The 17,288-nt window shown below is 70.1% G+C and carries 19 protein-coding genes; 17 read left to right on the forward strand and 2 right to left on the reverse strand.

The window, feature by feature from the left end:
* The first annotated feature begins 11 nt into the window (after positions 1-11).
* The 16 genes from SM447_RS20260 (at position 12) to SM447_RS20335 (ending at position 15,127) form a co-directional block, all read left to right on the forward strand.
* Positions 12-656, forward strand: a complete 645-nt coding sequence (locus SM447_RS20260) for a TylF/MycF/NovP-related O-methyltransferase (RefSeq protein ID WP_474574404.1) — start codon at positions 12-14, stop codon at positions 654-656.
* Positions 657-679: 23 nt separating this feature from the next.
* Positions 680-1,315, forward strand: coding sequence for a dTMP kinase (locus tag SM447_RS20265; protein ID WP_474574405.1), 636 nt, complete (start codon positions 680-682; stop codon positions 1,313-1,315).
* On the forward strand, positions 1,312-2,175 hold the full coding sequence (locus tag SM447_RS20270) for a protein kinase domain-containing protein (protein WP_474574406.1): 864 nt from the start codon (positions 1,312-1,314) through the stop codon (positions 2,173-2,175). The genes SM447_RS20265 and SM447_RS20270 overlap by 4 nt, the downstream gene beginning before the upstream one ends.
* Positions 2,172-3,308, forward strand: coding sequence for a YcaO-like family protein (locus SM447_RS20275; RefSeq protein ID WP_474574407.1), 1,137 nt, complete (start codon positions 2,172-2,174; stop codon positions 3,306-3,308). The genes SM447_RS20270 and SM447_RS20275 overlap by 4 nt, the downstream gene beginning before the upstream one ends.
* On the forward strand, positions 3,308-4,726 hold the full coding sequence (locus SM447_RS20280; RefSeq protein WP_474574408.1) for a TfuA-like protein: 1,419 nt from the start codon (positions 3,308-3,310) through the stop codon (positions 4,724-4,726). The genes SM447_RS20275 and SM447_RS20280 overlap by 1 nt, the downstream gene beginning before the upstream one ends.
* Before the next feature lie 2 nt (positions 4,727-4,728).
* Positions 4,729-5,199, forward strand: coding sequence for an NUDIX hydrolase (locus SM447_RS20285; RefSeq protein WP_474574409.1), 471 nt, complete (start codon positions 4,729-4,731; stop codon positions 5,197-5,199).
* 48 nt (positions 5,200-5,247) lie between these two features.
* Positions 5,248-6,609, forward strand: coding sequence for a condensation domain-containing protein (locus SM447_RS20290; protein WP_474574410.1), 1,362 nt, complete (start codon positions 5,248-5,250; stop codon positions 6,607-6,609).
* A 38-nt stretch (positions 6,610-6,647) separates the two neighbouring features.
* Positions 6,648-8,333 carry an AMP-binding protein gene (locus SM447_RS20295; RefSeq protein ID WP_474574411.1) on the forward strand — a complete coding sequence of 562 codons (1,686 nt, stop codon included), beginning with the start codon at positions 6,648-6,650 and terminating at the stop codon, positions 8,331-8,333.
* Between the two features lie 230 nt (positions 8,334-8,563).
* Positions 8,564-8,896, forward strand: a complete 333-nt coding sequence (locus SM447_RS20300) for an acyl carrier protein (RefSeq protein ID WP_474574412.1) — start codon at positions 8,564-8,566, stop codon at positions 8,894-8,896.
* A gap of 24 nt (positions 8,897-8,920) precedes the next feature.
* Positions 8,921-9,172 carry an acyl carrier protein gene (locus tag SM447_RS20305; RefSeq protein WP_474574492.1) on the forward strand — a complete coding sequence of 84 codons (252 nt, stop codon included), beginning with the start codon at positions 8,921-8,923 and terminating at the stop codon, positions 9,170-9,172.
* Complete coding sequence (locus SM447_RS20310; RefSeq protein WP_474574413.1) at positions 9,169-10,107, forward strand: transglutaminase domain-containing protein; 939 nt, start codon at positions 9,169-9,171, stop codon at positions 10,105-10,107. The genes SM447_RS20305 and SM447_RS20310 overlap by 4 nt, the downstream gene beginning before the upstream one ends.
* Before the next feature lie 112 nt (positions 10,108-10,219).
* The gene (locus SM447_RS20315; protein WP_474574414.1) at positions 10,220-11,173 is read left to right on the forward strand and encodes a ferritin-like domain-containing protein; all 954 of its coding nucleotides are present in this window, start codon (positions 10,220-10,222) and stop codon (positions 11,171-11,173) included.
* On the forward strand, positions 11,170-11,496 hold the full coding sequence (locus SM447_RS20320) for an acyl carrier protein (RefSeq protein WP_474574415.1): 327 nt from the start codon (positions 11,170-11,172) through the stop codon (positions 11,494-11,496). The genes SM447_RS20315 and SM447_RS20320 overlap by 4 nt, the downstream gene beginning before the upstream one ends.
* Positions 11,486-12,394: a transglutaminase-like domain-containing protein gene (locus SM447_RS20325; RefSeq protein WP_474574416.1), complete on the forward strand. Its 909-nt coding sequence runs from the start codon at positions 11,486-11,488 to the stop codon at positions 12,392-12,394. The genes SM447_RS20320 and SM447_RS20325 overlap by 11 nt, the downstream gene beginning before the upstream one ends.
* Positions 12,391-13,890 (forward strand): class I adenylate-forming enzyme family protein, encoded by a 1,500-nt coding sequence (locus SM447_RS20330; protein ID WP_474574417.1) that lies wholly within the window; start codon positions 12,391-12,393, stop codon positions 13,888-13,890. The genes SM447_RS20325 and SM447_RS20330 overlap by 4 nt, the downstream gene beginning before the upstream one ends.
* Entirely contained in the window at positions 13,883-15,127 is a 1,245-nt protein-coding gene (locus tag SM447_RS20335; RefSeq protein ID WP_474574418.1) for a type III PLP-dependent enzyme domain-containing protein, read from the forward strand. The genes SM447_RS20330 and SM447_RS20335 overlap by 8 nt, the downstream gene beginning before the upstream one ends.
* Positions 15,128-15,251: 124 nt before the next feature.
* Here the strand turns inward: SM447_RS20335 and SM447_RS20340 are convergent, their stop codons facing one another.
* Positions 15,252-15,932 carry an SGNH/GDSL hydrolase family protein gene (locus SM447_RS20340; RefSeq protein ID WP_474574419.1) on the reverse strand — a complete coding sequence of 227 codons (681 nt, stop codon included), beginning with the start codon at positions 15,930-15,932 and terminating at the stop codon, positions 15,252-15,254.
* Positions 15,933-15,940: 8 nt separating this feature from the next.
* Entirely contained in the window at positions 15,941-16,444 is a 504-nt protein-coding gene (locus tag SM447_RS20345; protein WP_474574420.1) for a hypothetical protein, read from the reverse strand.
* A 91-nt stretch (positions 16,445-16,535) separates the two neighbouring features.
* On the opposite strand from SM447_RS20345, the gene SM447_RS20350 reads away from it, so the two are divergent.
* Positions 16,536-17,129, forward strand: a complete 594-nt coding sequence (locus SM447_RS20350; protein WP_474574421.1) for a TetR/AcrR family transcriptional regulator — start codon at positions 16,536-16,538, stop codon at positions 17,127-17,129.
* Positions 17,130-17,288 lie beyond the last annotated feature (159 nt).

Here is a 17,288-nt window from a genome sequence, read left to right on the forward strand (position 1 = left end):
AGGAGTCATCTGTGCGCGCACGCATGGCATTCAAGCTGGCCGACCGCAACTCCGGCATGACCGACATGGATCGGCTGCCGACGATCTACTGGGCACTCTCCAGCGTCCTCCGGTACGGCGTCGAGGGCGCAGTCGTGGAGCTGGGCTGCAACGCGGGTTACACCTCGGTGTGGCTTCGACAGATCATGGAGGACCTCGACCCGGCCCGCGAACTGCACGTCTTCGACTCGTTCGAAGGGCTGCCCGAGCCCGGACCGCATGACGACTACCTGCGGCGGGGCGACTGCCTGACCAGCCGGGAGGCGCTGGAGAAGAACTTCGCCTACTGGGGTCTGCCGCTACCCACCGTGCACGCCGGATGGTTCACCGACACCCTGCCAGTGTGCGGCGTCGAGCAGATCGCCTTCGCCTACCTGGACGGCGACTTCTACGACTCCATCCGGGTCAGCCTTGAGTTCGTCTATCCCCGGCTGGCGCCCGGTGGCGTCATCCTCGTCGACGACTACTGTGACCTGGACGCCAACCCTCGCGCCTGGGACGGACTGCCTGGCGTCAAGCGGGCCTGTGACGACTACTTCGCCGGTAAGGACCAGCACCTCGAAGTGCTTGCGGCCAGCGGTGACCTCTCCATGGCGGCGGTTTGGAAGCCGCGATGACCGGACCCACCTATCCTTTCGTGGTGTTGGAGGGGACCGACGGCAGCGGCAAGTCGACCGTCCGCGACCTGCTGCACCATCTGTTGCGGAAGAACTCGGTGCCGTGCTTCATGGTGGGCCAGCAGAGCTGGCTCGACATCCGCGCGAGCCGCACCATCGTCGCCGCGCGGCAGCAACGTCTCGGCCTGTCCCGGCGACAGATTTCCGAAGCGTACGCTCTCGACAAGTCGCTGCATCTGCGGCACAACATCGAACCGACGACCGCCGAGGCGTACGTGTTGGCGGACCGCTACTTCTACAGCGACGCGGTCTACCACGAGTCGCTGTACGGCATCCCGATGCAGGACACCCTCAAGCTGCACACCGCCCGGGGCAGCCGGCAGCCGGACCTGGTGGTCTGGGTCGACACCGATCCCGACGTCGCGTTCCAACGGGTACTCGACCGCGGTAAGGCTCGCAGGGCATACGAGACGCGGCCGCGCCTGGCCGCCTTCTACGCGGGGTACGAACGGCTGTTCGCCGACGGCACCGCAGCCGGCGCGCCCCTGCACCGGTTCCGCAACGACGGCGGCGAGGTCGAGAAGCGGGTCGAGGAGGAGTTGCTGCCGCGACTGCTGTCCCTCGCGCCGCCACCCGGCACCGATCGGAGCCCGTCATGACCGAGCTGGACCTGTCGCGGCCCGGCGCGTACCTGCGCGACCACCTCCGTGAGCTGGGCTGGGGCGCTACCGACGTCGTCGCCTTCACCGGTCTGAGCACCGTGGTCCGGGTTGCCGACTCACCCTACGGCGCGGTCAAAGGTCTGTTCGGTTACTACCACGTCTGCGACCGGCTTCCGGCCGGCGCCAACCCCGCCGCCTACGGCTACTACTGGTACAAGCGCTTCGCCGCCGACCGGTACCGGAACTGGCGGGCCGCGTTCGCCCAGGAATATCAGGTTCTGACGAAGCTGGCCGGGCACCCGTCCTGGATTCAGGTGGGACGCGCCGAACTCGACGGTGAGATCCCCTTCTACGAACTTGAGTTCTGCAGTGGCGGCAACCTGGCCGGTGCGCTCGCCACGATGGAGGTGGACGCGTCCCGGGTACGGCGCATCGGCACGGCTCTCGCCGAAGGTCTGCTGGCCCTGCACGATCTCGGCTTCGTGCATCGGGACCTGAGCCCGGAGAACATCCTCCTACGGGGCGAGGACGTCGTCATCGCCGACCTGGGTACGGCGCGGCAGGTCGACACGCCCGAGCCGCCGCGGTCCCACGTCGACGAGTTGCACTGGCCGCCGGAGTACCGGGACCGCTACCACGAGGCGCGGGAACCGGCCGACGTGTTCGGATGGGGAACGGTGATGTACCGGATCCTGACCGGTGTGATGCCCCGGTACGGTGCTCCCCCGCTTGCGGAGCTGACCCGTGTCCCGGTCGCCGCGAAACTCGTCGACCTCGTCGAGTCGTGCCTGGCCTTCGCGCCGGCGGACCGGCCGGCCTCGATGCGGCCGGTGATGGCCGCGCTGGGCGACGAATGACGACGACGGCACTGCCCGTGCAGGACGGGCGCAAACGCTACGTCTCGGGTACGCACCGGATCAGACCACCGGAGGAGACCTGGGCGCTGCTCACGCCGCTGCTCCCCCGTCTGGGCATTACCCGGATCGCCGACCTGACCTGGCTCGACGACATCGGGATCCCGGTATTCCAGGCGGTGCGGCCGAATGCACGGAGCCTGTCCGTTTCGCAGGGCAAGGGTTTGACACCGTTGCTGTCCCGGATCTCCGCCGCCATGGAGTGCGTCGAGCTCTGGCACGCCGAGCACCTGCCGGACGGTGCGGTAACGGCTCCCGTCGCGGAGGTGTCGGCGGGGCTCCCGTACGAGATCGCCCAGTTGCAACTGGCCACCAGGCACCATCTGGCGCCAAGCACGACGCTGAACTGGACCCCGGCACGCACGCTGGAACCGAGCCCGGCGGCGACACTCGTGCCGACGGCGGCCCTGCGCATCGACGCCCGCTTCGCCCGGACCTGGCAACCGCCGTTGTTTGACGTCACGAGCAACGGCCTGGCCAGCGGGAACAGCCTGGACGAAGCCACCCTGCACGCACTCTACGAGGTTGTCGAGCGCGACGCGCTGGCGCGGGCGGAAGACGATGCAGTCACGGTGGTCGGACCGTGGCCGGAGACCGCTGCGGCTCTCATCGAGCGCTTCGCCGCGGTGTCGGTGAGCGTGCAGGTCGAACTGGTCCCGTCGCGGATGAGCGTGCCGTGCGTACGCGCATACATCCACAGTGATGACTATCCGGGGCGGTTCCTCGGTGCGGGCGCCCACCTCGACGGCGAGGTGGCGCTGTGCCGGGCGTTGACTGAGGCGGCGCAGTCGCGGGTGGCCGCCATCTCCGGCACTCGGGAGGATCTGGAGGGGTCGATCTTCCGGAGTGGGCGGCACGCTGCGCCGGCGCCTTCGGCACCGACGCGCACCATCGCCGCTCGGGACCTGCCCCGGACCGTCTTCGACGAAGTCGAGCCGGAGCTGCGGTTGCTCGTCGGGCGGATCACCGCCGTCACCGGGCAACCGCCCCTGCTCGCCGACCACACCCGCGCGGAACTCGGCGTCCCGGTGACCCGGGTGCTCTGTCCCGGGCTCGACCGTCCGGCGGACATGTGATGCCCGACCGACCTCACCGCTACCTCTTCCTCGGGCCCAGCCTTCCGGTCGAGGCGCACGCGGACGCGCTGTCCGGGATCACGGTCCTTCCGCCGATCGCGGCGGGCGACCTCCTCCGGCTGCCGTTGCGGCGCGGTGACGTCGTCGGCATCGTCGACGGCTACTTTCATCAGAACCGCAGCGTGCAGCACAAGGAGATTCTTGACGTGCTGGCACGCGGCGTGCGTGTGCTGGGGGCGGCGAGCATGGGCGCGCTGCGGGCAGCGGAGCTGCATCCCTTCGGTATGGAGGGGGTGGGCGGCATCTTCGCCGACTACCGCGACGGACGGCTGGAGGCCGACGACGAGGTGGTGCTCCTGCACGGACCGGCCGAGTCCGGATACCGCGCGATGTCCGAGCCTCTGGTCAACATTCGCGAGACGGTCCGGTTGGCGGTAGCCGCCGGGGTCTGCGACGCCAGGATGGGCCGGCGGCTGATCGACCGTCTGGCCGCGAGTCCCTACCGCCTCCGGAGCTACCGGCGGCTCCTCGAGTTGGGCCGTGATGAAGGGCTCGACGAGCATCGGCACGACATGCTGGCCGAGTTCTGCCGGCGCTCGGCTGCGGACCGCAAGCAGGCAGACACCCTTGACCTCGTCCGTGTGCTGACCGACCCGGCCGGCGGGGCCGCCCCGCCGCCACAAGTCACCGAGACGATCTACCTGCGCCGGTGGCGGCATGCCTCCACGGGCACGGGAGGCCGGCCCGGCGACATCGTCGCGCTGCGAGCTTGCCAGCTGCTGTCACCACTGCTGCCGGGCATCTACCGCGACCTGGTGTTCGACTGGCTAGCCGCGGACTGCCGCGCCTCCTGCGGTACGGAGGCGGCGGCGGACGCACCGTCGACCGCCCTCGCGCATGCCGGCCACCGTGGCCTCTTCTCGCCCTCGGCACCGCTGTCCGAACTGCCGTTCCTCACCGGCTGGACGACTGCGGCCGAGCGCCGGACGTTAAGCAGGGACGCGTTGCTGCGGCTCTTCGTCGTCCGCAGTTTCCGCGTAGCGCCGGCGGTCGTGTACGACGAGCTGGTGCTGGACCATCTCCGCGTCCGGCCGCAGTGGCCGGCCGTGCAGCGGGTGGTTCGGCGGGCGGACGAGCTCAACGACTTGGCGCGCCGGCACCGCACCGACTTCAACGCGGACAACATCACCGACCCGGACGCGCGAGACGTGTTGCGAAGGGTCTGGGCGGTGGGCGACGACATGCTGGAGACCGCTGCCCTGGACCGCGGATTCGGTTCGATCGCCGCCGCGCTCGCCGCCGCGCGCCGCTTCTACCTGCTCATCAGCTTCGAGTACACCGATCCCCTGGCCGGCGCGCCGTCGCCGGCCGGGTCATCCGACCGGATCCCCGCAGAACACACGATCAATGGAGGTTGACGATGGCTACACCGAGGATCCGCGTCGCGGTCTACGTCGTTCGACGCCGGGACACCGCACCCGAGCTGCTCGTGTTCGACCATGTCGGGATGCCGGAGGCAGGCACCCAGATCCCCGCCGGCGGGGTGGAGGAGGGCGAGTCACTCGCGGAGGCCGCCACCCGGGAGGTGACGGAGGAGAGCGGGCTGACCCGCATCTCGCTGATCCGCGAGGTGGGCGTGGAGGAGAAGCCGCACCCGATTTCCGGCGCGCCTCGACGCACCACCTTCTTCCTGGCCGAGGTGGACGCCGATTGCCCTGACTCCTGGCAGCACCGGGTGGAGGCGCCCGGGGAGGACGACGGTCTGGTGCTCAGCTTTCGGTTCGTGCCGTTGCCGCTGCCGTACCGACTGGCCGACGGACAGGACGACCTGCTTGCCGAGGTGGATGAGGGGTGGCGGTCGCGGGCGGGTGATTCCGCTCCCACCGGTTGACCGCGGCGGCCGTTCCACAGGTTGCGCGCGACGACGAAGGGAGTGCTGGTGGAGAGGACCGGGTGGATCCGGTTCAGCGGGACTGCGGGAGGCACCTATCCGGCCACCTGGGGCCAGCGTGAGTTCTGGAACATCATCAATCGGCTGCGGCCCAGCGGTTACTACCAGGTCCCGTGGGCGGTGCCGATTCCACCCGGATGCGGGATGGAGCGGATCGAACGATGCCTCACCGAGCTGGCGACCCGTCACGAGGCCCTACGGACGACACTGCGGCGGGATCCGGACGGCCGTCTGTGGCAGATCGTGCACAGTGACGGAGCCATCGCCGTCTGGACCATCGACCTTCCGCCGGACAAGGCGGCCATCGCGGCGTCGCGTCCCCTGAACGACTTTCTGGAGACCGAGCCGGCGGTCGACCGCGAGTTCCCGTGGAAGGTCGTGATCCTGACCTGGAACGGTTCGCCGCATCACGTGGTCTCCGTCTGCTCCCACATGGTGCTCGACGGCGAGAGCTCCGAGGTGCTCGTGGAGGAGATGCGCAGGGCGTTGGCGGCGGAACCGGTGTCGCACGGCCGGGCCAGCCAGCCGTCGGAAGTCGCCCGGTGGGAGGGCGGCGAGAGTGGTCGTCGCACCTCCCAGCGGGCGATCGCCTACTGGCGGTCGGCGCTCGAGAGCGCTCCGGCGAGCCCGTTCCCCACCGCGGCACCTCCCGGGAACTCTCCCCTCTGGCGCGGGGTACTCAGGTCTGACGCGGCGCACGCCGCCGAGCCGACGGTGGCCCGGCGCACTGGCCTGGCCTCCAGTGCGGTGTTCCTCAGCGCGGCGGCCGCTGTGTTGGCGGACCTGACTGGCACGTCGCGGTTCTTGTTCCGCGTCCCCACCAGCAACCGGTTCAGCCGGGACCTCCAGCGCTACGTGGGTGCGCTGTCCCAGCACGCGATCGTGGTCGTCGACGCGGGCGCCGACACGTTCGACGGATTGACCCGCGCCATCGCGGGTGACCTGCTACGAGCCCACTCCCGCGCCCGTTACGACGCGGACGCCCTGTACACGGTGGTGCAGGAGGTGACGGCGGCGCGGGGCCAGCAACCGGACCTGACCTTCCTGTTCAACGACATCCGGCCCCTGACCAAGCGTCCCGGGAGCGGTGACCCGGTCGTCCAGCCGGGTGCCGCGGCGGCACCGACCGGCATCACCTGGGAACTGCTGCACACGGCCAACCCGGATCTCACCTTCTACGTGCGGGTGGCGAACGCGGCGGGTCGGCTCTCCCTGGATGTCGCCGCGGACATCTCGTGCCTGTCGAAGCCCGAGATCGAGAGGTTCCTGCTCGCGATGGAGAAACTGCTGACCCGCGCCGCCGACGGCGACTTCAGCCTGTCGGACACGAAGGGGATCGCCGCGCTGTGACCGGGTCCGTGGCGACGACGCGTACCGAACATGACTCCGTGCCACTGCTGTCCTGGATGGACAAACCGCCGGTCGACCGTGGCGTGTACGACCGTGATCCGGCGGACGGGTCGGAGCGCTTTCACTCCTACGCCCACCTGGCCGCTCTGGTGCGGCGGGCGGCGGGCCGCTTTCAAGCCGCTGGCATCCGGCCCGGCGACGTCGTGTTGTTGATTCGGCCCTCGGTGGCGGAGTTCTTCGTGGACTTCTTCGGCATCCTCCTGGCCGGCGCCACGCCGGCGCCGGTTCCGGTGCCGGCGGTGCTGCGGGACCTCAACGGCTACCTGAGCCGGCTCGACACCCTGCTGCGCTTTCCCAGCGTCCGCGCTACGGCGACCGGCAGCGAACTTGTTTCGGTCATCGGTCCCGCGGTGGCGGCCGCCGGCCGCCTCCTGGTCGCCGACGCCGGTAGCGGCCGGGGACCGATCGGCGAGCCGGTGCCGCTCCCCGAGACCGCGCTGATCCAGTTCAGCTCCGGTTCCACCCGGGCACCACAAGGGCTGCGCATCCCACTTCCGGCGCTACAGGGCAACATCGACGCCATCACCGCCTGGCTCGGCCTGACCCGGAACGACCGATCGGCCACCTGGTTGCCGCTGCACCACGACATGGGCCTGGTGGGGTGCGCCCTGGTGGCGGTCCGCAGCACGATGACCATCACCCTGATGAGCCCGGAGCAGTTTGTCCGGGCACCCGCGACATGGCTGCGGCACTTCCACCGCGGCGGCGGCACCGCCACCGGGATACCGGTGTTCGGCCTGCGGCACATCCTGCGCCGCGTCCGTCCGCGGGACCTCGACGGTATCGATCTGAGCGGCTGGCGGCACCTCGTGGTTGGTGCCGAGAGATTGGACCCCGCGGTCCTGGACGACGTGGAGCGGCTGCTCGCGCCGTTCGGGTTCGGGCCCGACGTGATTCGGCCGGCCTACGGACTGGCTGAGTCCACCTGTGCGGTAGCCGGTACGTTGAGCGGCCGCCGCCGAACGGTGATCACTTTGGATGGCCGATCGATGGTGTCGGGCGCCGTGGTCCGGCCGGCCGCCGATCCGGGCACCGGAGTCCGGCTCGTCGGGTGCGGTGTTCCGGTGCGCGGCATGTCCGCCCAGGTGGTGGACACGGAGGGACGGGTAGTCGCCGACGGCGTGCTCGGCGAGATAGCGATCGCCGGTACCTCGCTGGCCAGCGGCGTCCTGGATCCTGGCGACGACGCGGCCGGGTCCGCCGCCGGGTCGACGTCCACCGACACCGTCCGTACCGGTGACGCCGGTTTCCGGCACGACGGCGAGTTGTTCGTGGTGGGGCGGCTCGGCGACGCGGTCAAACAGTTCGGCCGCTGGTTGTTCGCCGAGGACGCCGACCAGTACGCGGCGGCCGCGTCACCACGTCCGATGCGAACGGTGGCGCTGCTCGGCGCGTGGCAGGGTCGCAGCACGGCGGTGGTGCTCGTTGAGGGTGCGGTTGGCGACGCCGCCTCCGCCATCGGTTCGGCCATCGTCAAGCGGGCCGACGAGTTGCGGGTACTGGTCGTCACCGTGCCAGCGGGCTGCATCAGCTGGACCAGCAGCGGGAAGCCCCGACGGGCGATCATGTGGCAACGGTTCACCTCCGGGCAACTGGGCGGCACGGTGGTCTGGGACTCCGACGGCCCCGGTGTCGTCGAGGGCGACGCGGAGCTTCCACAGTGAACGGTTCCGTGCAAGGATATGCGTCGATCAATTGCGCATCGGCGGATCCACGGGGGATTGAAGCTTTGTGCGTGAACATCGACAGCTGGCCTGGCCCTGCGTACCGCCGGGTTGTCACACCCGGTCCGGCCCCTCGCCGCTCTCCGTCGAGCCCCGCCCCGTCTCACCCCAATGACCGTCGACGGTCACCACGCTGCCACGCGCGGCCCACCAGTCCGAGGAGGTCCTGAGTGAGCACCGACAGCGAGCCCGCGGTCGACGGGGCATCCACTCTGGTCGACTCAATCGTCTGCCGCCTGGTCGGCGCCTACGCTCCCGAGCCTGCCGCCTCGGTGGACGCAGGCATGACGCTGATGGGCGATCTGGGATTCACCTCGTTGCGGCTCATCGAGCTGGCCTTCATGGTGGAGGAACTCTTCGACATGGACCCTGCCGTGATGGGCGAGGCGCCGCCGAGCGACACCGTGGCGGGCCTCCGCGACTTCTTGATCTCGAAGATCGCTGCCGGCCAGGCCGTTGTACCTGAACCGAACGCGGTCGATGCGGCGATAGCGACCCTGTGACTCTTGAGGAGAACCGTGATCCGCATGTGGGACTCGACATTCGAAGAGAAGCTGCGTGCCACGCTGACCCTGGCTCCGGAGCGCCGGATCGAGCCGGACGCCCAGCTCGCCGACTACGGTCTCGACTCCCTCGGTGCGGTAAGCCTTCTGGTCGACCTGGAGGAGGCGTACGCGATCCGGTTGCCGGACGAGTCGCTGACCACCGCCACCTTCTCCACCGCAGCCACCCTGTGGACGGCCGTGAACCGGGAGATCAGCGCCAAGGACCCCGCGTGAGGCCTCCGGGACCGGCGGACCGGCGGACCACCGACATCCTCGACAAGCTGTCCCGCATCCCCGACGCCGTACGACACTTCACCATGTCGGCACAGGACGCCCGACGCCAGTACCAGTTCTCCGCCGAGACGCTCCAGGCCCTGACGGTCCTCGGCTTGCCATGCCGAGACGCCGCCGACGGACCTCGGTACGCGAAGGTCGATCTGGTCAACCTGGCCCTGCACCTCGGTGACGATGCGGCGTCACGAGCGGCTCGGCGGTTCTGGGCCTCGGCCCTGGATCGGCCCGAGGGAGTCGTGGGGCCCTCGTTCGAGATCGGGTACCTTGCGCCTGCCTGTCCCGCGCCCGGCCACGGGGACAGCTGCCGCTACCGCATCCGGCTGCCCGACGGTCGCCGTACCGAGCACGTCGTGCCCGCCGCCCAGCCCGCCACGCTGGCGACGGTCCGTATCGACTCCACCGGCGATTGGCCGGACCTGCCGCCAGCCGTGCGCGACCTGCTCGACCTGACCCGGGGGCTGGTCTTCATGCGGCTGCCGGAGGAACTGCGACGCGATCTGAGGTTCATCCGCCGATCGGGGCTCAGCGACTGCGCGGGAGCCGCGGCGCTGCTCGTCGAGGAGGGCCGTAGGCGCGGGCTCCGGGTGCGGTCCGCACAAGGCTTCATCGCCGTCCCGCTCTTCTCCACCATGCACTTCTGGGCCGAGGTCCGGGTGGACCGGCGGTGGGTGCCGGTCGACCCGGTGCTCATCGACGCGATGCTGCACTGGGGTGTGCTCAGCGAGGAACGGTGGAACCGCCACCGCTCCCCCGGGGGCATCCTCAGCCGGGTCTGTTCCGGGGCGGCGACGTTGACCGAGCACGAGGGGCGGCGGGTGACGCTGACCTACCCGACCCGGACGATCGCCGCGCAGCTCGCGGGCTCCGCGTCCTGAGCTTCACGAACAGATACGGGGGTTCTCGTGATTCGGTGCAGTAAGACAATCCGCGCCACGATGGGTGGGTGACATGGCGGACAATGCCCGGACGTCGTCCGTCGAAGCCACAGTGACCACGCGCTTCGACTGGGACTACTCCTCTCGGGCGCCGAAACTGCGCGCGCTCTATGAGAAGGGCAAGGCGGCCCAGTGGAACGCGGTGACCGATGTCGACTGGTCCAAGCGGATCGCCTTTGGCACACCGTTGACCGAACTGGCCGCACACGGCACCAGCGCCGCGGCCAGCACGCTGCTGGAACCGCCCGACGGGTGCCCGGTGCCGCCCCACCTCTGGGAGGCGTTCCGGTGGGAGTACCACGCCTGGACGAGCAGCCAGTTCCTGCACGGGGAGCAGGGCGCGATGCTCGCCACCGCGAGACTCGTGGAGACGACCCCCGGCATGGACGACAAGCTCTATGCCGCCGCGCAGGCCGCCGACGAGGCACGGCACGTCGAGGCGTTCTCGATGTACATGGATCGTCTCGGCCACGCCTACCCGGTGACGCCGTCGCTACGCACCATGCTGTCGGACATCGTCTCCGACAGCAGGTGGGACATCATCTACCTGGGCATGCAGGTCATCGTCGAGGGCCTGGCGCTGGCGGTGTTCCGGATCGGTCAGACCACCTTCTTCGACCCGGTGATCCGGCAGATCACCGACCTGGTCGCCAGAGACGAGGCGCGGCACGTCGCGTTCGGCCGATTGGCGCTGGAAGGCCTCTACAACGACCTCGACAGTCGGGAACGCGCCGACCGCGAGGAGTTCGTCAAGGAGTCGCTGCTGCTGATGGCGAGACGTTTCCAGCTGGAGGAGGTTTGGGAGCGGCTCGGTATCGACGTTGCCGCGGGCGTGCGGTACGCCCGCTTCGACCCGGACATGGTCCGCTTCCGCGCGCTGATGTTCGCCAAGGTCGTGCCCACGCTGGGCGCGGTCGGCCTGCTCACCGACTCGGTGAAGGCCCATCTGGCGGAGCTGTCCCTCATGTCGCCGATAGTCACCACTCGGATCGGAGGCGCGCGATGACCGACGAGGTCCGCCCGCAGGTCGATGCCGCCCGCATTGACGACGTGGTCGCCGGGGTGGTCGGCCGCATCGCCCCACTCGACGTCGACCGGGCCGGCTCGGACCAGCACCTGGTCACCCACCTGGGATACAACTCGTTGACCCTGGTGGAACTGGTCTTCGCGCTGGAGGACCTGTTCGACCTGGAGTCGTCCGGGCCCGACGACATCCCACCCGTGGCGTCGGTCGAGATCCTCCAGCGGTATGTACGGGACAAGGTCGAGTCCGGCATGGGCACCTCGCCCAGCGATGCCCGCATCGCGGAGTTCCTCCGTGACCATTGACGACGACATCGCGACCCTCATCGACCGGCTACACCGGGTTCCTGACGAGGTGCGGACCTTTGACCGCGACCTGGACTGGGCCTGGCGCAACGTACGTCTCAAGCCGGACTTCCTGGGGGCCCTCACCGACCGCGGTTTCCCGGCCGACCGGCGTGGCGGCCACCTCCGGTTCGACCGGTATGACCTGTTCAATTGCGGGATGCAACTGGGTCACGGCCCGGTCAGCCGATCGGCCCGCAGGTACTGGCCGGCGGCCCTGCACCGAGCGGCCCGCGGCATTCGCAGCCGCTACGAGGTGGGCTTCCACGCGCAGTGTCCCGAGCCGGGACATCCGCCACCGTGCCGCTACGTGGTGGCTCTCCCGGGCGGTGAGATGCGGTGCCGCACGATGGCCGACGGCGAGGTGGGGCTGCTCGCCAACGTGGTGGTCTCGCCGGAGATCGACTGGCCACAGCTGCCCGACGAAGCCCGCGACCTGCTCGATGTCGCGGCCGATCTGGAGTACGTCGTTCTTCGACATCCGCTGCGCCGCGACGTCGACTTCATCCGCTCGAGCCGGATCGCCGACTGCGCCGGCACAGCCGAACTCCTGGTCCAGGAGGCGGAGCGACGCGGTGTGCCGGCGCGCCGGTCGTTCGGCTACATCGTCGTGCCGCCGTTCGCCGCGCAGCACTGCTGGGCCGACGTCCGCGTCGGAGAAAGGTGGGTACCGGTGGATCCCATGTTGATCCGCAACATGATCGGTTGGGGCTCCCTGGATCCGGGCGACTGGGACCCGTACCGGTCCATCGGGCCGATTCTGGCCCGGATCGGCGACGACGAGGTGCCGGTGATCCAGCACAACGGCACCCGGGTCCACCCCACCCTCCCGGCCCGGCTGATCGCCGATCCCTCATGACGCCACCGCACGACGACGGGCTGATCACCGGTCTCCTCGACGCGGCTGTCCGGAGCCACCGGCAGGCGCCGGCGGTCTCCGACGCCACGGGTACCGACTCCTACGCCGAGCTCGCCGACCGCAGCGACCGGAGCGAGCGCTGGCTGGCCGCGCAGGGCGTCCGGCTGGGTGACCGCGTGGTGCTGCGCCTGCCCGGCGGCCGACAGTTCGCCGGGCTGCTGTACGGTGCAGCCCGGCTGGGCGCCGTCGTGGTACCGGTGCATCCCACCACCGGCCCGCTCCACCTGCGGTGGATGCTGCAGGATGCCGCGCCGTCGCTGGTGGTCACCACGCCGGAGGATGTCGAGCTGTGCCGCGGCCTGACCGGGATCCCGGTCCATACCGCACCGGCGGCCGGCGAAGACCTGCCGCCGCGCGATCCGGCCCCGCGCTCACGGCCGGTGTCACCCGACGATCTGGCCCTGCTGCTCTACACCTCGGGAAGCACCGCCATGCCTCGGGCGGTCAGCTGTCCGCATGGGCGGATCCGTTTCGCTGTGGCCGCCGTCGCCGCCGCGCTTGGGTACACCGCCGGCGACACCGTGCTCTGCCGCGTGCCGGTCTCCTTCGACTACGGCCTTTACCAGCTCTTCCTCGCCGCCGAAGCCGGTGCACACGTGGTCTTCCGGCCGGATCTGCCGGAGACGGCCACGCTGCGCGTCGCGCGCTCTGTCGAGGCGACCATCCTGCCGGTCACGCCTACCCTGGGCACCATCCTCACCCGGCTCGCCTCCCGGGACACCGGTGGAACACACGTCCGCCTATTGACCAACACCGGGGCCGCGCTGACCTCCGGTCTCGCGGCCGACCTGCGGGCGGCGTTCCCGAAGGCCACGATCGTCCCGATGTACGGCATGACCGAGTGCAAGCGGATCACGATCGCCGAGCCCGATGAGGACCTGCGTCATCCGGACACCGTCGGTCGGGCATTGGCCGGCACCGAGGTGCTGGTCGTCGACGCCGCCGGCCAGCCGGTGCCACTCGGTGAGGTGGGCGAGATCCAGGTCCACGGTCCGCACGTGATGGCCGGGTACTGGCAGGACGAGGAGGCCACCCGCATCCGGTTCGACGGCCTCGACCAGTCGGTGCCGACACTCCGGACCGGCGACTACGGCAGGCTCGACGCGGACGGGCGGCTCTTCTTCGTCGGGCGACGCGACGACATCTTCAAGCGGCTCGGGGTGCGGATGAGTACCCAGCAGGTCGAGGCCGCGCTCCTGGACATCCCCGGGGTCGTCGCCGCGGCGGTGATTCCGCCGACGTCTACCGGCGAACTGACCGCCTGGGTGGTGGGTGACGTCTCCGCCGACGACGTCCGGCTCGGCGTGGCCCGTCGGATCGGGCAGGCGTGGGCCCCGGATCGGTGTGAGGTCGTCGAGGCGTTGCCGGCTACACCGAACGGAAAGGTGGACAGGGCGGCGCTGCGCCGCGCGTGTGGTGGAGCGGCCGATGAGTGAGCGGCTGAAGGAGGAACTGGCCGCCCGCTACGGCACGCCCCTCTACCTGTACCGCGCTGACCGAGCACGGGCGGCCGCCGCGACGCTGCGCTCGACTCTTCCCGACGGTGTCCGGGCCTACTACTCGCTCAAGGCCAATCCGCATCCGGCTCTGGTCGCGGCGGTGGTGGGTGGCGGGCTGGAACCGGAGATCAGTTCGGTCGGCGAGCTGGCGGCGGTGCGGGCCGCTGGCATCGGACCGGACCGCTGCCTGTACTCCGGACCGGCCAAGACCGTCGTCGAGCTGACCGAGGCCGTCCGGGCCGGTGTCCGGCTTTTCTCGGTCGAGTCCGAGCACGACCGTGACCGGCTGGTCACCGGCGCTGGCGACACCGCCGCCGACTATCTGGTGCGGCTCAACAGCCTCGACCGCTCGACCGGCGCAGGTCTGCGGATGACCGGTGGGCCATCGCAGTTCGGCGTGCCGCTGGATCTGTTGGGACCGGGGTCACCCCTGCTCGCGTCGGAGGGTGCGATCCGGCCGGCCGGCTTCCACGTCTTCTCGGCGACGAACCTGCCAGACGAGGCGGCGGTGGTCGCCGAGCTCGGCGCGAATCTGCGGACGGTGACGACGGCCGCGAGGCGGTCCCGCTTCACTCCCCGCCTGGTCGACATCGGCGGCGGCTTTGGTGCGCCGTACGCCGTTCCCGGGTCCGCCCACGAGTACCCGGGCCTGCGTGCGGCGCTCGCCGCCATGCTGGACGAGCACCTCCCCGGCTGGCGATCCGGGGAACCCGCGGTGGCCGTGGAGTCGGGACGATTCGTCGTAGCGGGCGCCGGAGAGCTGTTGACAACAGTGATGGACGTGAAGAACAGCGGTGGTCGTACGTACGTCATCTGTGACGCCGGGGTGAACACCCTCGGCGGCATGTCCGGGCTGGGCCGACTGCTGCCGGGCAGCGCCCAGCCGGCCGGTCAGGCGGCCGGCGCCGAGCCAGCCAGCCTGGTGGGCCCACTGTGCACTCCGCTGGACATCATCAGCAGGGCAGCGCGCATTCACCGGCCCGCGGTCGGCGACCTGCTGACCATCCCGAATGTCGGCGCTTACGGTCTGACCGCGAGCCTGCTCGCCTTCCTCGGGCGGCCCTTGCCGGTGGAAGTGGTGCTGGACGGCACCGCCGTGGTCGACATCCGCCGGCTGTCGCTCACGGCGTCGCCCACGATCCCAGTCACCCCGGATCCTCCGGCTGCAGCATGACTCGATCAGTAATCCGAGCTTGCCCCGCTGCTGCCTGCGCCGTCGGTGAACCTCCGTCGGCCGAAGTGGACAAGATGGGGCGGCGAACGACTGTCCGGCGACCCGCAATGCGGGATGCGATGGGTCAGGCCGGAATGTGGTCGGCGACAACCTGGGCCCAGCGCCGGTAGCCGGCCGCGGAAAGATGGAATCGGTCGGTTGCGAAGAAGTGCCGCGGCGGGAGCTCGGTCATCGTGACCCAGGTCGTGCCCGGGCGCGTCCGGCAGATGGCGCGCGAGACGTCGTCGAGTGCCTCCGCGCGCGCGGTCAGCACCCGGCCGAGGGCCGGAGGGACCGACGGAAGCAGTGCGAACGGCGGGATGCCGGCCACGATCACGTGGCCGGAGCGCTCCACGAGATCGTCGACGATGGCCGCCAGGTCCGCGGCCCATTCGTCGGGGTGCCGGCCGCCCAGGACGTCGTTGCCGCCGGCCAGGAGAACAGCCGCATCGAGTTCCTCGCCGATCTGCGACAGTAGCCGGTAGCGGATCCGGCGCGCGGTGGCGCCGAACTGGCCGACCACCTGCCACCGCACGGGCCGCTGCGTGCGCGAGCTCAGCTCCCGGGCGAGCCACCCGGTGAAGCTCTCGTCATGGTTGTCGACCCCACACCCGGCGGCCGTGGAGTCGCCGAGGACGGCGACGCGCAAGGGCTGGCATGCCGTGGACGTTCCGACCGTGCCGGTGGTCGGCCCGGCCGCCGGCGGGGCCATCTTGATGGTGGCCTTGAGCCACAAGCCCTGCATCGTGGCGATCGGCCGGTCCAATGCCCTCATCATCGGTTCGACACCCCGCTGCGGATCTTGCCCGCCGCGATCCGGGACACCGCCCTGCGCAGAACGCCGGGCACGAGCTGGCGATGCAGGACCGACAGCGGTGGCCAGACCAGGTGCGCCAGCCAGCGGTCGTAGCGTAGAAATGTTCCCAGAGCCACGCTGTCACCGGTCGCCTGGACGACCAGGTTGGCCGCCAGGAACCACGAGGTGGCCTCCAGTCGGATCCATTCGTCACCCTGCTCGCCGATCTGCCAGCCGGCTACGGTGTCCGCCGACACGGTCCGGCTGAGCCGCAGGCCCATCAGGCCCCGCCACAGCAGCAGCTCGATGGCGTCGGGCGTGTCACCGAACATCACCCGGGCCCACCGTTCGACCGTTGCCGCGGCGTCGGTCGACAGCACGAAGTGGTCGGCATAGTCGATCCGGGACAGGGAGCTGAGGGTACGCACCGACGCGGGCAGATGTTCGGCCCCGATGGTGCTGACGGTGGCGCCTACGCTCATGGGACAGCTCCATTCGTAATATACGGTGCCGTACATTGCCACTGTAGCGGGTTTATACGGTGGTGTATACAACAGGACGAGGTGAGACGTAGTGGCTGTCACCCGCACGCCCCGCGACAGGTGGATCGAGGAGGGCCTGCTGGTCTTGGCCGAGGGCGGCCCGGACGCCGTCCGGGTCGAGGTGCTCGCGAAGCGGCTCGGCGTCACCAAGGGCGGTTTCTACGGCTTCTTCGACGACCGTGACGCGCTACTGCGCGCGATGCTCGACGTGTGGGAGCGCGAGAGCACGGACGAGGTGATCGCGCGCGTCCAGCGTGAGGGTGGTGACCCGCGCAGCCAGATGAAGCGGGCCGGTGTGCTCACGTTCTCGAGTAGCCGGTTGCTGCCGATCGACCTCGCGATCCGCAGCTGGGCGCGGCGCGACGAGGTGGTCGCCGAGCGACTGCGCGCGGTGGACAACCGGCGAATGGCGCTGCTGCGCCAGATGATCGGCGCCTTCTACTCCGACCCGGAAGAGATCGAGGCCCGCGCCCTGCTCGCCTTCTGCCTGGCGATCGGCGTGCACTTCCTGGCCGCCGATCACGAGCAGCGCACCCGGGGTGAGGTCGCGCAGCGGGCGGTCGACCTGTTGTTCGATCGCGCGCCCGGCCCCGCGGCGGCCGGAACGGTGGCACGCAAGCCCTGACGGTCCTGCCGGCGACGAAGTCACCGGCGTGATCGCGAATGTGAGGCTGCGCGAGCCCGATGACCACCAGCGCCGACGGGGAACGCGGCTGGACATGCAACTGTCGTGGCTCACAACCGGAAGCCCGCCATCGCCCACGTTGTACACGGCGCCAGGCGA

It is taken from the genome of Micromonospora aridisoli (genome assembly GCF_056150025.1).

What these genes read in the sequence shown, in the direction of transcription:
- SM447_RS20330 (WP_474574417.1), top strand. Translation starts at nt 12,391, where the DNA reads ATGACGCCACCGCACGACGACGGGCTGATCACCGGTCTCCTCGACGCG.
- SM447_RS20285 (WP_474574409.1), top strand. Translation starts at nt 4,729, where the DNA reads ATGGCTACACCGAGGATCCGCGTCGCGGTCTACGTCGTTCGACGCCGG.
- SM447_RS20320 (WP_474574415.1), top strand. Translation starts at nt 11,170, where the DNA reads ATGACCGACGAGGTCCGCCCGCAGGTCGATGCCGCCCGCATTGACGAC.
- SM447_RS20345 (WP_474574420.1), bottom strand. Translation starts at nt 16,444, where the DNA reads ATGAGCGTAGGCGCCACCGTCAGCACCATCGGGGCCGAACATCTGCCC.
- SM447_RS20280 (WP_474574408.1), top strand. Translation starts at nt 3,308, where the DNA reads ATGCCCGACCGACCTCACCGCTACCTCTTCCTCGGGCCCAGCCTTCCG.
- SM447_RS20270 (WP_474574406.1), top strand. Translation starts at nt 1,312, where the DNA reads ATGACCGAGCTGGACCTGTCGCGGCCCGGCGCGTACCTGCGCGACCAC.
- SM447_RS20335 (WP_474574418.1), top strand. Translation starts at nt 13,883, where the DNA reads ATGAGTGAGCGGCTGAAGGAGGAACTGGCCGCCCGCTACGGCACGCCC.
- SM447_RS20305 (WP_474574492.1), top strand. Translation starts at nt 8,921, where the DNA reads ATGTGGGACTCGACATTCGAAGAGAAGCTGCGTGCCACGCTGACCCTG.
- SM447_RS20275 (WP_474574407.1), top strand. Translation starts at nt 2,172, where the DNA reads ATGACGACGACGGCACTGCCCGTGCAGGACGGGCGCAAACGCTACGTC.